Origin of the sequence: Pseudomonas sp. S30, assembly GCF_016518545.1 — a bacterium.
In the GTDB taxonomy this organism is placed as follows: domain Bacteria; phylum Pseudomonadota; class Gammaproteobacteria; order Pseudomonadales; family Pseudomonadaceae; genus Aquipseudomonas.
On the sequence record NZ_JACVTO010000014.1, the window covers coordinates 110,479 to 124,001 of the forward strand.

11 protein-coding genes are annotated in these 13,523 nt (G+C 64.5%); 1 reads left to right on the forward strand and 10 read right to left on the reverse strand.

The window, feature by feature from the left end:
- Window positions 1-40 precede the first annotated feature (40 nt).
- The 10 genes from fdhA to IAE34_RS16520 all read right to left on the reverse strand — a co-directional run bounded on the left by fdhA (window position 41) and on the right by IAE34_RS16520 (window position 12,229).
- Window positions 41-1,240: a formaldehyde dehydrogenase, glutathione-independent gene (gene fdhA, locus IAE34_RS16475; protein WP_200140023.1), complete on the reverse strand. Its 1,200-nt coding sequence runs from the start codon at window positions 1,238-1,240 to the stop codon at window positions 41-43.
- Between the two features lie 250 nt (window positions 1,241-1,490).
- A complete protein-coding gene (gene purU, locus IAE34_RS16480) occupies window positions 1,491-2,348 on the reverse strand; it encodes a formyltetrahydrofolate deformylase (protein WP_200140024.1) in 858 nt (285 codons plus the stop codon).
- 12 nt (window positions 2,349-2,360) lie between these two features.
- Window positions 2,361-2,993 (reverse strand): sarcosine oxidase subunit gamma, encoded by a 633-nt coding sequence (locus tag IAE34_RS16485; protein ID WP_200140025.1) that lies wholly within the window; start codon window positions 2,991-2,993, stop codon window positions 2,361-2,363.
- 139 nt (window positions 2,994-3,132) lie between these two features.
- Entirely contained in the window at window positions 3,133-6,150 is a 3,018-nt protein-coding gene (locus IAE34_RS16490; protein ID WP_200140026.1) for a sarcosine oxidase subunit alpha, read from the reverse strand.
- Window positions 6,147-6,482 (reverse strand): sarcosine oxidase subunit delta, encoded by a 336-nt coding sequence (locus IAE34_RS16495; protein WP_200140027.1) that lies wholly within the window; start codon window positions 6,480-6,482, stop codon window positions 6,147-6,149. The genes IAE34_RS16490 and IAE34_RS16495 overlap by 4 nt, the downstream gene beginning before the upstream one ends.
- Window positions 6,483-6,497: 15 nt before the next feature.
- Complete coding sequence (locus IAE34_RS16500; protein WP_200140028.1) at window positions 6,498-7,748, reverse strand: sarcosine oxidase subunit beta family protein; 1,251 nt, start codon at window positions 7,746-7,748, stop codon at window positions 6,498-6,500.
- A 15-nt stretch (window positions 7,749-7,763) separates the two neighbouring features.
- Window positions 7,764-9,017, reverse strand: coding sequence for a serine hydroxymethyltransferase (locus IAE34_RS16505; RefSeq protein WP_200140029.1), 1,254 nt, complete (start codon window positions 9,015-9,017; stop codon window positions 7,764-7,766).
- A 130-nt stretch (window positions 9,018-9,147) separates the two neighbouring features.
- Window positions 9,148-10,359: a hypothetical protein gene (locus IAE34_RS16510; RefSeq protein WP_200140030.1), complete on the reverse strand. Its 1,212-nt coding sequence runs from the start codon at window positions 10,357-10,359 to the stop codon at window positions 9,148-9,150.
- Complete coding sequence (locus tag IAE34_RS16515; protein ID WP_200140031.1) at window positions 10,356-11,672, reverse strand: dTDP-4-dehydrorhamnose 3,5-epimerase family protein; 1,317 nt, start codon at window positions 11,670-11,672, stop codon at window positions 10,356-10,358. The genes IAE34_RS16510 and IAE34_RS16515 overlap by 4 nt, the downstream gene beginning before the upstream one ends.
- Window positions 11,673-11,878: 206 nt before the next feature.
- Window positions 11,879-12,229: an XRE family transcriptional regulator gene (locus IAE34_RS16520; RefSeq protein WP_200140032.1), complete on the reverse strand. Its 351-nt coding sequence runs from the start codon at window positions 12,227-12,229 to the stop codon at window positions 11,879-11,881.
- A gap of 216 nt (window positions 12,230-12,445) precedes the next feature.
- Here IAE34_RS16520 and IAE34_RS16525 point away from each other — a divergent pair, with 216 nt between their 5' ends.
- Window positions 12,446-13,486, forward strand: coding sequence for a threonine aldolase family protein (locus tag IAE34_RS16525; protein WP_200140033.1), 1,041 nt, complete (start codon window positions 12,446-12,448; stop codon window positions 13,484-13,486).
- The last annotated feature ends 37 nt before the right edge of the window (window positions 13,487-13,523 follow it).

Consider the following 13,523-nt stretch of genomic DNA (forward strand, 5'->3'; position numbering starts at 1 on the left):
GGTGCAGTGAAAGGGGCCGCCAGGCGGCCCCTGTGTGCCGTCAGGCCGCGCTGAAAGTCTTGTGCGGGTCGATGACGAATTTCTTCGGCACGCCAGCGTCGAACTCGCCGTAGCCTTCCGGCGCCTGATCCAGGCTGATCACCTGCACGCCCACTACTTCGGCGATGTTGATCCGGTCCCACATGATCGCCTGCATCAGCTGGCGGTTGTACTTCATGGTCGGGGTCTGGCCGGTGTGGAAGCTGTGCGACTTGGCCCAGCCCAGGCCGAAGCGGATGCTCAGCGCACCGATCTTCGCGGCGGCATCCACCGCGCCTGGGTCCTCGGTCACGTACAGGCCCGGAATACCGATGCTGCCGGCCACGCGAGTGACTTGCATGAGCGAGTTGAGCACGGTGGCCGGTGCCTCGTGCTTGGCGCCCTCATGGCCGTGGCCACGCGCCTCGAAGCCCACCGCGTCGACCGCGCAATCCACTTCGGGCTCGCCGAGGATATCGACGATCTGCTCGTGCAGCGGGGTGTCCTTGGACAGGTCGACCACCTCGAAGCCCTGGGCCTTGGCATGGGCCAGACGCGCCGGGTTGAGGTCGCCGACGATCACGCAGGCCGCGCCCAGCAGGCGCGCGGAGGCGGCAGCGGCCAGCCCGACCGGACCGGCACCGGCGACATACACGGTGCTGCCAGGGCCTACACCGGCGGTGACGGCGCCGTGGTAGCCGGTCGGCAGGATGTCGGACAAGCAGGTCAGATCACGGATCTTCTCCATGGCCTTGTCGCGCTCGGGTAGCTTGAGCAGGTTGAAGTCGGCGTACGGCACCAGTACGTACTCGGCCTGGCCGCCCGTCCAGTCGCCCATGTCCACGTAGCCATAGGCACCGCCGGCACGCGCCGGGTTGACGGTCAGGCACACGCCGGTGTGCATTTCCTTGCAGGAGCGGCACCGACCACAGGCGACGTTGAACGGCACCGACACCAGGTCGCCGATCTGCATGCGCTCGACGTCGCTGCCTTTCTCGACGATTTCACCGGTGATTTCATGGCCCAGCACCAGGCCGACCTGGGCGGTAGTACGCCCGCGGACCATGTGCTGGTCGGAGCCGCAGATATTGGTGGACACCACTTTGAGGATCACGCCGTGCTCAATCTTCTTGCCCCGCGGGTCCTGCATCTTGGGGTAGTCGATCTTCTGTACCTCGACCTTGCCAGCGCCGAGATATACCACTCCACGGTTACCAGACATGCTCTTACCTCGCTCGAATTGTACTTGTGCAGCGTTGGTTGAAGCGCCACCTTCCATGGGCGGCATGCGTTACCGGATGGGGGAATTGTGGGCCTGATGAGCGGCGTCGCAGTGACTGGATGCGACAGAGGGATGCCTGTTTACGGCAGGGGAAATGCGCTGCTGGCTATCGCGTGCATCGCAGCGGTGATCCGTCGCGCCCACTGAAAATACCGTGGGCGCGGCGAGGTCGCGATGGGGAAACTCGCAGTTAGAGCACCACGGTTCGGTTGGCGTTGAGGAACACCCGCCGCTCCAGGTGATAGCCCACGGCGCGGGCCAGGGTCAGGCATTCGATGTCGCGACCCTTGGCGATCAGGTCCTCGGGGTAATGGCTGTGATCCACCACTTCCACGCCCTGGGTGATGATCGGCCCTTCGTCCAGGTCGTTGTTGATGTAGTGCGCCGTGGCACCGACCATCTTCACGCCCTTGTTGTAGGCCTGGTGATAGGGTTTGGCGCCCTTGAAACCTGGCAGCAGCGAGTGGTGGATGTTGATCGCCCAACCGTCGAGGCGACGGCACAGCTCGGGCGACAGCACCTGCATGTAGCGGGCGAGGACCACCAGTTCCGCACCTGTCTGCTCGATCACCTCGATGACCTTGCGCTCCTGCCCCGGCTTGTCCTTCGGGTCCAGGGCGAAATGGTAGTAGGGAATCTTGTGCCACTGCGCCAGGGGCTCCAGGTCGGGGTGATTGGAAATCACCGCCACCACGTCCATGCCCAGCTGACCGATGCGCTGACGGTACAGCAGGTCGTTCAGGCAATGGTCGGCCTTGGACACCATGATCACTACCTTGGGGCGGTGATTGGGTGCGATCAGCTCGAAGGCCATGCCGAAGTCGGCGCCGCGCGCCTCGATCCCGGCGCGAAAGGCCTGCTCGTCGAAGCCGTCCGGGGCGCGGAATTCGACGCGGATGAAGAAACGCCCCGACAGTCGATCATCGAAGGAATGGTGCTCGGTGACGTAGCAGCTCTGTTCGAACAGATGCCGCGTCACCACATCCACCGTGCCGAGCTTGCTCGGGCAATCGGCGGTAAGGATCCAGGTGTCCGGTGCCCGACTCATGCGCAGCGCTCCTCAAGCCTCGATGGCCAGCCCGTATTCGGCCGACGCGTCCTGCAACCACAGCCACCAGTAGTCGGCGAAGCTGCGGCGGATCACCAGTTCCCAGGTGTCCTCGGCGGTGCGGCGAATCACCAGTTGCGACTTGGCGAACACGGTGCCGACCGCCTTGCCCACCGGGAAGTTGTTCGGGTGCACGTCGTAGCTGGTGGACTTCATCAGCACCTCGCGCACGTTCGGCCCGCGCAGCTCCAGCAGGCTCTGCCCGCCGCTGACATTGACCACCTGGATGTGCTGGCCGTCGAGGGCCTCGCGCAGCTTCTGCTCGGTGGCCAGCTCCTGGCCGCCTGGCACGATCAGCAGCCACTCGTCCGGACCGACCCATTGCAGCGAGACGTCGTCATTGGCGACCACGGTGAGGGCCACGGGCAGTTCCAGGCCCAGGGCCTTGTGCACGCCGGCCGCGAACTCGGGGTTGTGACCATCGCCGCGCAGGGTCAGGTGGCCGAGAAACTTGCGTTCACGCAAGGTCACGCCGGCGGCGTTGCGGCCCTTGCCCACCAGGCTGGCCAGGTCAGCGTGGTGCAGCGGCGACTGGGCCTTGGCCTCGGCGCCGGGGTTTTGCTGGAAGACGTTGATAGCGCTCATTTCTTACCTGCCTTGAATTCAGTGATTCCCTGAAACGCCGAGCCTGCGTGGGAGCGGGTTCACCCGCGAGGCGGCCACCCGGCCAACCTCGCATGGGTGATGCAGCCCGCGCCCACTGGCTCGGCGCAATCCGCGGGCCTTAAACGTTCTGCCGCTCACCCTTCGGATCGAAGAACACCGAAGACACGATTTCCGCCTCGATCACGCTGCCATCGGCCTGTGGCGAGTAGACACGCTCGCCCATGCGCTTGAGGCCACCCTTGACCACGCCCATGGCGAACGAATAGCCCAGGGAGTTGGCCTTGTAGCTGGAGGTGACGTGGCCGACCATGTCCATCGGGATCGGCTGCTTGGGATCGAGCACCAGTTGCGCTCCTTCGGGCAGCCACACGTTCGGGTCCACCGGCTTGAGACCGACCAGCTGCTTGCGGTCCTCGCGCACGCAGTCCTCACGGTTCATGCCACGCAGGCCGATCCAGGAGAAGGGCTTGTTGCGCCCGACGCACCAGCTCATGTTCAGGTCGTCCGGGTTCATCGAGCCGTCGGTGTCCTGGCCGACGATGATGAAGCCCTTCTCGGCACGCAGTACGTGCATGGTCTCGGTGCCGTACGGCGTCAGGTTGTACTTCTTGCCCGCCTCGATGATCTGTTCCAACACGCCCATCGCGTAGTTGGCCTGGACGTTGATCTCGTACGACAGCTCGCCGGTGAACGAGATACGGAACACCCGGGCCGGCACGCCGCCGACGTTGCCTTCCTTCCAGGTCATGAACGGGAAGGCTTCCTTGTCCATGTCGATGTCGGTCAGCTCGCTGAGCAGCTTGCGGCTGTTGGGCCCGGACAGGGTCATGGTGGCCCAGTGGTCGGTGACCGAGGTGAAGTACACCTTAAGGTCCGGCCATTCGGTCTGGTGGTACAGCTCCAGCCACTGCAGCACGCGCGCGGCGCCGCCGGTGGTGGTGGTCATGATGAAGTGGTTGTCGCCGACGCAGGCGGTCACGCCGTCGTCGAAGACCATGCCGTCTTCCTTGCACATCAGGCCATAGCGCGCCTTGCCCACGTCGAGCTTGGTCCAGGCGTTGGTGTACACGCGGTTGAGGAACTCGCGCGAATCCGGGCCCTGGATGTCGATCTTGCCGAGGGTGGAAGCGTCGAGGAAACCGACGCTGTCGCGCACCGCCTTGCACTCGCGGGCCACGGCGGCATGGATGTCTTCACCGGCCTTGGGGAAGTACCACGGGCGCTTCCACTGGCCGACGTCCTCGAATTCGGCGCCGTTCTTCAGGTGCCAGGCGTGCAGCGCCGTGAAGCGTACCGGTTCGAACAGGTGACCACAGTGACGGCCCGCCACCGCGCCGAAGGTGACCGGCGTGTAGTTGGGGCGGAACATGGTGGTGCCCATCTGCGGGATGGTGATGCCCATCGAGCGCGCGGCGATGGCCAGGCCGTTGATGTTGCCCAGCTTGCCTTGGTCGGTGCCGAAGCCCAGGGCGGTGTAGCGCTTGACGTGCTCGACCGACTCGAAGCCTTCGCGGGTGGCCAGCTCGATGGCGGCGGCGGTGACGTCGTTCTGCTGGTCGACGAACTGCTTGGGCGCACGGGCGGTGCCTTTGTCGTGGGGCACCTGGAACAGCGCCAGGGTGGCGTCTTCCTTGCGCGCCACGGTTTTCGGCAGGGTGCCCACGGTGGCCTTGAAGCCGGCTTCGGCCGCCGCGCGCACGCCGCCTTCGAAACCGTCGGCGATGGCATCGCCCAGCGGGTACACGCCATTGATGCCACCGACGCATTCACGCTTCTGCGGCGTATCGCTGGGGACGAAGCCCAGGATGTCTTCGCGCCACACCGGACGCCCGCCCAGGTGCGAGGCCAGGTGCACCACCGGGCTGTAGCCGCCGGAGGTGGCGATCAGATCGCAATCGAGGGTCTCGCCGGGGCTGGTGACCTTGTGCGCCTGCACATCGATGGCCGCCACGCGGGCACCACTGACGTGCTTGCTGCCCTTGGCTTCGATCACGGCGCTGGAGGTCAGGATGCGAATGCCCTTGGCCCGCGCTTCCTCGACCAGCGAGCCGCGCGGATTGTGGCGCGCATCGGCGATGGCGACCACCTGCAGGCCGGCATCGTGCCAGTCCAGCGCGGTGCGGTAGGCGTGGTCGTTGTTGGTCGACAGCACCAGCTTGCGGCCCGGCGCCACGCCATAGCGGCGCACGTAGGTGGATACTGCGCCGGCCAGCATGTTGCCCGGCACGTCGTTGTTACCGTAGACCAGCGGGCGCTCGTGGGCGCCGGTGGCCAGCACCACGCGCTTGGCACGCACACGGTGCACGCGGTGGCGCACCTGGCCGATCGGTGCGCGGTCGCCGAGGTGGTCGGTGAGGCGCTCGTGGATGGTCAGGAAGTTGTGGTCATGGTAGCCGTTGACCGTGGCACGCGGCAGCAGGGTCACGTCCGGCAGGCCTTCGAGCTCCTTCACCACGGCGCTCACCCATTCGGCGGCAGGCTTGCCGTCGAGGGTCTCGCGGGTGTCCAGCAGGCTGCCGCCGAATTCTTCCTGTTCGTCGGCCAGGATCACCCGGGCACCACTGCGGGCAGCGGCCAGGGCCGCCGCCAGGCCCGCAGGGCCGGCACCGACGATCAGCACGTCGCAGTGCTGGTTCATGTAGTCGTAGCTGTCCGGGTCGTTCTGCAACGGCGCACGGCCCAGGCCTGCGGCCTTGCGGATGTACTTCTCGTAGGTCATCCAGAACGACTTGGGGTACATGAAGGTTTTGTAGTAGAAGCCCGGCGGCATCATGCTGCCGCCGACCTTGCCGAGGATGCCCATCACGTCGTTGTTGACGTTCGGCCAGCCATTGGTGCTGGTGGCGACCAGGCCCGAGTACAGCGCCTGCTGGGTAGCCCGCACGTTGGGGATCTGGGTGGCTTCGCTGGAGCCGATTTGCAGGATGGCGTTCGGCTCTTCGGTGCCGGCGGCGATGATCCCGCGCGGACGCGAATACTTGAAGCTGCGGCCGACGATGTCGACGCCGTTGGCCAGCAGCGCAGCGGCCAGGCTGTCACCGGCATAGCCCTGGTAGGTCTTGCCGTTGAAAGTGAAGTTCAACACCTTGCTGCGGTCGATACGGCCGCCGCTGGCGAGGCGATAGGTCTGGCTCATACGTTGACTCCCCGTTCGTTGACGGCTGCCGAGCGCGCGGGTGTGTGTTCGCGGGCGCTGACCTGCGGTTTCTCGCCGATCTTGTAGGTTTCCAGGATCTCGTAGGTCTCGGTGTTGCGGGTGACGTTGAAATACTGACGGCAGCCGGCAACGTGGTCCCACAGCTCATGGTGAATGCCGCGCGGGTTGTCGCGGAAGAACATGTAGTCGCCCCACTCCACGTCGGAGCAGGAGGCCGGGTCCAGCGGACGGGCGATGTGCGCCTGGCCCGAGGCGTGGAACTCTTCTTCGGAGCGCAGCTCGCCGCAGTGGGGACAGAAGATATGCAACATGACGGTGTCTCCGAATCAGTGGGCGACGGCGGCAGCGCCGTGTTCGTCGATGAGCGCGCCGTTGTGGAAACGGTCCATGGAGAACGGCGCGGCCAGCGGATGCATTTCACCCTTGGCCAGACTCGCGGCGAAGACGTTGCCCGAACCCGGGGTCGCCTTGAAGCCGCCGGTACCCCAGCCGCAGTTGAAGAACAGGTTCTTGACCGGGGTCTTGGTGATGATCGGGCAGGCGTCCGGCGAGGTGTCGACGATGCCGCCCCACTGGCGGTTCATGCGCACGCGCGAGAGGTTGGGGAACATCTCCACGATGGCTTGCAGGGTGTGTTCGATCACCGGATACGAGCCACGCTGGCCATAGCCGACCCAGCTGTCGATACCGGCGCCGATCACCAGGTCACCCTTGTCGGACTGGCTGATGTAGCCGTGCACGGCGTTGGACATGATCACGCTGTCGATGATTGGCTTGATCGGCTCGGAGACCAGCGCTTGCAGCGGGTGCGATTCGAGCGGCAGGCGGAAGCCCGCCAGCTTGGCCATGTGCCCGGAGTTACCCGCGGTGACCACGCCGACGCGCTTGGCACCGATGAAGCCCTTGCTGGTTTCCACGCCGATGACCGCGCCGTTTTCCTTGCGAAAGCCGGTGACTTCGGTCTGCTGGATCAGGTCGACGCCCAGGGCGTCGGCGGCACGCGCGTAACCCCAGGCCACGGCATCGTGACGGGCAACACCGCCACGGCGCTGTACGGTGGCGCCGAGGATCGGATAGCGGGTGTTCTTCGAGCAGTCCAGGTACGGGATTTCGGCCGCCACCTGGGCGGTGTCGAGCAGCTCGCCGTCGACGCCATTGAGGCGGTTGGCGCTGACCCGACGCTCGGAGTCACGCATGTCCTGCAGCGTGTGGCACAGGTTGTAGACGCCACGCTGGGAGAACATGACGTTGTAGTTGATGTCCTGGGACAGGCCTTCCCACAGCTTCATGGCGTGCTCGTACAGGTGAGCCGACTCGTCCCACAGGTAGTTGGAACGCACGATGGTGGTGTTGCGGGCGGTGTTGCCGCCGCCCAGGTAGCCCTTCTCGATCACGGCCACGTTGGTGATGCCGTGTTCCTTGGCCAGATAGTAGGCCGTGGCCAGGCCGTGACCGCCACCGCCGACGATGACCACGTCGTAGACCTTCTTCGGCGTCGGCGTGCGCCACATGCGCTGCCAGTTCTCGTGGTGGCTGAGGGAGTGCTTGAGAAGGCCGAAGCCCGAATAGCGTTGCATGATGTGGGACTCCACTCAGCGGTAGACAGGGAAATCTGCGCACAGGGCCGCGACGTTCTTCGCCACATCGGCTTCGACGTCAGCGTCACCGAGGTTGTCGAGGATGTCGCAGATCCAGCCGGCCAGCGCCACGCACTGGGCGACCTTGAAGCCGCGGGTGGTGACGGCCGGGGTGCCGATGCGCAGACCCGAAGTGACGAACGGCGACTGCGGGTCGTTCGGTACGGCGTTCTTGTTGACGGTGACGTGGGCGCGACCGAGGGCCGCGTCGGCGTCCTTGCCGGTCAGGCCCTGGCGAATCAGGCTGACCAGGAACAGGTGGTTGTCGGTGCCGCCCGAGACCACGTCGTAGCCGCGGTCGATGAACACCTGGGCCATGGCCTGGGCATTCTCGATCACCTGCTTCTGGTAGCTCTTGAACTCAGGCTCCAGCGCTTCCTTGAAGCACACCGCCTTGGCCGCGATCACGTGCATCAGCGGGCCGCCCTGGGCGCCAGGGAACACCGCAGCGTTGAGTTTCTTCTCGATCTCTGGGTTGGCCTTGGCCAGGATCAGACCGCCACGAGGACCGCGCAGGGTCTTGTGGGTGGTGGTGGTGACCACGTCGGCGAACGGAAGCGGATTGGGGTACAGGCCTGCGGCGACCAGGCCGGCGACGTGGGCCATGTCGACGAACAGCAAGGCACCGACCTTGTCGGCGATGGCGCGAAAACGCGGGAAGTCCAGGGTCTTGGAGTAGGCCGAGAAACCGGCGACGATCATCTTGGGCTTGTGCTCGACGGCCAGGCGCTCGACTTCGTCGTAGTCGATCAGGCCGGTGGTGGTGTCGATGCCATATTGCACGGCGTTGTACAGCTTGCCCGAGGACGACACCTTGGCGCCGTGGGTCAGGTGCCCGCCGTGGGCCAGGCTCATGCCCAGAATGGTGTCGCCGGCCTGCAACAGGGCCAGGTACACGGCGCCGTTGGCCGACGAGCCGGAGTGTGGCTGGACGTTGGCGTAATCGGCGCCGAACAGTTGCTTGGCGCGCTCGATGGCCAGCGCCTCGACCTTGTCGACGTGCTCGCAACCGCCGTAGTAGCGCTTGCCCGGATAGCCTTCGGCGTACTTGTTGGTCAGGCCGCTGCCCTGGGCCTGCATCACGCGCTTGCTGGTGTAGTTCTCAGAAGCGATCAGCTCGATGTGATCTTCCTGGCGCTGCTCCTCGGCATTCATCGCCGCCAGCAGTGCATCGTCATAACCCTGGATCTGGTCTTGCTTGCTGAACATCGTGTCTCTCCCGGCAGCGATCATTTTTTGTGCGGAGGGTTCAGTTCGACCCTTTGCGGCGATGGTATGACCGGGCCGGGGCGCACAGATGCCTGCGCGCGCCTTGCAATGGCGCGTTTACGACATTGCTTCATCGCCCATCGACGGGCATGCAGGGGCGGCTGTCGGTCACCGGGCGCGGGCCCGCGTGAGCCCGTACGCGCCAGGCGCCAAGTACGCCGACGCCGATGGCCGCGAGCAGCAGCACAGACAGGCTGCGCGTCTGCTCGCCGAACAGATAGAGCGCCATGCCCACCACCGGCAGCACCCCCTGGTTCATCAACACCATCAGCGAAGACACGCCCGCCAGGCGCTCGACCGGCACCAGGCGGATGCGCAGGCCGCGACAGAAGTTGATCATCCACACCCTGCCGGCGATGTTCAGCGCATACAGCACGAGGAAACCAGGCAGGTAGGCCTGGGACAGGATCATCAGGGCACTGGCCGTGATCGTGAGCGACGCCGCCGCAGTGAACAGCCGCACGGGCGGCAGGGCCGCCGACAGGCGCGGATAGAGCACGGTCGCGGCCACTCCGCAGATCCCCGCGCAGACATCGACGAAGGCGAAATACTCGATGGGCAGTCCCATGGCCCGGTCGATCAGGCTCACCGCGCCCGCTTCCACCAGCCCGTCGAACGCATTGTTGCCAATGGACAGGATCACCGTGCTGAGCAGCAATGGGCTCGCCAGGATCAGCCTCAGGTTGCCCGGCCCCGGCCCGTCGACCTCGGGCGCGACAGCGCAGCGGTTGTCCGGAATCATTCGGCTGCGCGCATAGCACAGGGCATTGGTGGCATACAGCGCAGCCGCGAGCAGCAGGAGCGCTTCGACGCCAGCGCCGTAGCAGAGAAATCCACACAGCGGCCCGGTGACCATCGCCAGCTGATCGATGCGGCACAGCAGGTTGACGTCGCGGTCCACGTCGCGACTGACCAGGGCGATCATCTTTTCGTAGGCGATCAGGCTTTGCGCATTGCCGATGGCCACCAGCCCGCTCAACAGCCCACCGAGCACTGTCACCGTCAGTGGGCCTGGTTGCGCCCTGAGCATCAGCACCACGCACAGGCACCCTGCCCACTTCAGCACGTCCGACAGTACCGAAACCTTGCGCACACCCCAGCGGTCGATGGCGTTGCCCACCAGTGGCGTCACCACGATCCGCGGCAGCCACGTCATGGCGTACGCCAGGCCCGACCACGCCAGGCTTTCGGTGTGGGCGTAGACCATCACCGGCAGGAGGAACACCAGCAAGGCATCGGCGCTGAGGACCAGCAGCAAGAGCAGCGACAGCGACCGGTTCATGGAGCCGGTGAACTGCGCGCGGCCTGGGTCAGGATCACTTTGACCTGCCGTCCGCTGACCTCGTCGGTCACCAGCAGGGCCTTGGGCGTTTCGGCCGCAGGCGCGAGCGCGGTGAGCTGTTTCTGCACCTCGACCAGGGTTTCCAGGTATCCGAGCGAGGCGAGCGTTTCATTGGGCATGAGCACAGGGTACGGCCGGTCGTCCAACGGCCAGTCGATCACATCGTTACCGGGCTCGTAGGTGCGAGCGTCGTCGAGGTAAAACACCGGGCGGTTCAGGGTGTAGATGTGGGCCATGTCGAACAGTGCGTGCGCCACGCCGCAAGGAATGGTCAGTTCCATTTCAGGGTCTGGACGAAACTCATGCCATTCTTCCCGATGCAGGGTGGCAGACCCTGCGCGCACATCCACCAGTTTCAGCCTGATCGACTGGCAGGACGGACCGAGAAAGGTCAGGTGGTCTTCCTGGCCCAGGTGGATGCCGAACGAGTCGAAGCTGTACGGCTGGGCCCCATGATCGACGATGTAGAAAGGCGACGGCCCCATGACCGGAACGATACGGCTGTGCTCGCCTGTGCGCACCGATCCATGCCGCTTGAACTCGACCCCCGGGATGCCTGAGACGGGAAAGGCCGAAGCCTCTCGTGCAGCGTGCACGGCAGGTTGCAGCATGATGTGCACATGCTCGCCGGTGTCCAGCGTGAACTGCCGGGTTTCGGCGTGGGACAGCTCACTGGTCGACAGGATCGAGCGTTGCAATGCCGCCAGGTGATGGTAGACCCGGTTCGCGGCCGGCTCGCCCATGGGCTGGACCCCCTCGACGCTGGCAGGGTCGACCTCCAGGGGCAGATTGATGATGTCGTGTTCAGGCGTCCAGCCCAGTGTCGGTTGCAGCAACGAGGTCAGAGGTGGCAGGAACAGGTCGTAGGCATTGAGCGTCGTCACCCCCTCCAACCCACTGAAGGTATGGGCCACCCCTGGCGGGATGACCAGTGTCCGGCTGGAGGCCGGCGAGAATTGCAGGGACAGCGAAGTTCTAAAGCTGGGGGAAGCCTTGCGGCAGTCGATGAACCTGGCGTTGATCACCTTGGACGCATCGCCGAGAAACGTCAGAACATCCTGCTGAGCCAGATGAATGCCGAACTGCCCATAATCGAAGTGCGTGTCGCCATGCGTGACGATGTTCACCGGGCGCGTGGTGGCGAACGGCACCACGAACGATTCGCTACTGCCATTGCCCAGACGCCAGCGGTTGAACCAGTGCAAACCCTCGATAGTGATCCGCGCGTTCATCGCTTCGGTTTCAGCCTGCATGAGCCTTCTCCTGAAAAGCCAGGCGCCGAGGCTTAGTCTGAAAAGTCCTGAGACGAAGGTCAGGCAAGGCGAAAACAGCCGAGGAAGCGGAGTTTACAGGTTGTAAATGAGCATTCCGACCGGGCTGGCGCTCCAGGCTGTTTTCAACGCAGTATCACCGAGTATCAGGGCTTTTCAGACAGAGCCTGGCGACGCCTGGCAACTTTCTAGCCAATGACCCGGGCACTCAAGCCAGCCGCCTGTGCGCTGCGCAGCAGCGCTTGCAGGCTGGAAGTGTCGAGCGTTGCATACTGATCCTGGGCAGCCGCAGATTTTATCCCGGCCAGATAAGCCAGGGTGTCGCGAACTTGGCCCAGCGTGTCCTGGGTGGTTTCCATCAAGGTGATGAAAGGGTTGGCATGCGCAACTTGTCCATCGACTGCTGCAGGTTTCACTTCATAGAACTCAGCCACATCTGATGCGTTCATCATGAGCGTTCTCCAATACAGAATCATTATGGAAGTACCGGTTTCGGCATGATGATACTTGTGCAGGAACTGGAGTTCGTCAAACGCCATCTAGTTGGAAAAGAGTAGAAACAGCTGGATTTCCGCCAACTTAATTAACTTCCGAAAGAAAACTCTTACAAGCTTAAAAGATATTTCCTAATTATGTTTACGGCCAGCCGTAATCACCTGCGCGCCGCTGCTTATAGCTGCGTGGCTGAACACCGCTATAGCTTGGCAAGAAACTTCGCTACAGTACCGGGGTGCCTACGGTTTACAGGACCTGCCATGACAGACAAGAGCCAACAATTTGCCAGCGACAACTACTCCGGCATCTGCCCCGAGGCCTGGGCGGCCATGGAGCACGCCAACCAGGGCCATCAACGCGCGTACGGCGACGACGACTGGACGGCGCGGGCAGCGGATCATTTTCGCCGCCTGTTCGAGACCGACTGCGAGGTGTTCTTCGCCTTCAACGGCACCGCTGCCAACTCGCTGGCGCTGTCGTCCCTGTGCCAGAGCTATCACAGCGTGATCTGCTCGGAGACCGCGCACGTGGAAACCGACGAGTGCGGTGCCCCGGAGTTCTTCTCCAATGGCTCGAAACTGCTCACTGCCGCCAGCATCGCTGGCAAGCTCACGCCGCAGTCGATCCGCGACGTGGCACTCAAGCGCCAGGACATCCACTATCCCAAGCCGCGCGTGGTCACCCTCACCCAGGCGACCGAGGTCGGCAGCGTCTACCGCCCGGAAGAACTCAAGGCGATCAGCACCACCTGCAAGGAGCTCGGGCTGCACCTGCACATGGACGGCGCGCGCTTCTCCAACGCCTGCGCGTTCCTTGGCTGCTCGCCGGCTGAGCTGACCTGGAAGGCGGGGGTCGATGTGTTGTGTTTCGGCGGCACCAAGAACGGCATGGCCGTGGGCGAAGCGATCCTGTTCTTCAACCGCGAGCTGGCCGAGGATTTCGACTACCGCTGCAAGCAGGCCGGCCAACTGGCGTCGAAGATGCGTTTCCTGTCGGCGCCCTGGGTCGGCCTGCTGGAGGACGGCGCCTGGTTGCGTCACGCACAGCATGCCAATCAGTGCGCGCAACTGCTGGCGTCGCTGGTCAGCGACCTGCCTGAGGTCAAGCTGATGTTCCCGGTGCAAGCCAACGGCGTGTTCCTGCAACTGCCGGAGCCGGCCCTGGAGGCGCTGCGCGCCAGGGGCTGGCGCTTCTATACTTTCATCGGCAGCGGCGGCGCGCGTTTCATGTGTTCGTGGGACACCGAAGAGAACCGCGTGCGTGAACTGGCAGCGGACATCAGAGCGGTGTTGAACACCTGATCGGCGCCCTCACCGCCGCCCTGAGTCGTCCCGTCGC

Coding starts and splice junctions, on each gene's coding strand:
- fdhA (WP_200140023.1), bottom strand. CDS start 1,240: ATGTCTGGTAACCGTGGAGTGGTATATCTCGGCGCTGGCAAGGTCGAG.
- purU (WP_200140024.1), bottom strand. CDS start 2,348: ATGAGTCGGGCACCGGACACCTGGATCCTTACCGCCGATTGCCCGAGC.
- IAE34_RS16485 (WP_200140025.1), bottom strand. CDS start 2,993: ATGAGCGCTATCAACGTCTTCCAGCAAAACCCCGGCGCCGAGGCCAAG.
- IAE34_RS16490 (WP_200140026.1), bottom strand. CDS start 6,150: ATGAGCCAGACCTATCGCCTCGCCAGCGGCGGCCGTATCGACCGCAGC.
- IAE34_RS16495 (WP_200140027.1), bottom strand. CDS start 6,482: ATGTTGCATATCTTCTGTCCCCACTGCGGCGAGCTGCGCTCCGAAGAA.
- IAE34_RS16500 (WP_200140028.1), bottom strand. CDS start 7,748: ATGCAACGCTATTCGGGCTTCGGCCTTCTCAAGCACTCCCTCAGCCAC.
- IAE34_RS16505 (WP_200140029.1), bottom strand. CDS start 9,017: ATGTTCAGCAAGCAAGACCAGATCCAGGGTTATGACGATGCACTGCTG.
- IAE34_RS16510 (WP_200140030.1), bottom strand. CDS start 10,359: ATGAACCGGTCGCTGTCGCTGCTCTTGCTGCTGGTCCTCAGCGCCGAT.
- IAE34_RS16515 (WP_200140031.1), bottom strand. CDS start 11,672: ATGCAGGCTGAAACCGAAGCGATGAACGCGCGGATCACTATCGAGGGT.
- IAE34_RS16520 (WP_200140032.1), bottom strand. CDS start 12,229: ATGGCGTTTGACGAACTCCAGTTCCTGCACAAGTATCATCATGCCGAA.
- IAE34_RS16525 (WP_200140033.1), top strand. CDS start 12,446: ATGACAGACAAGAGCCAACAATTTGCCAGCGACAACTACTCCGGCATC.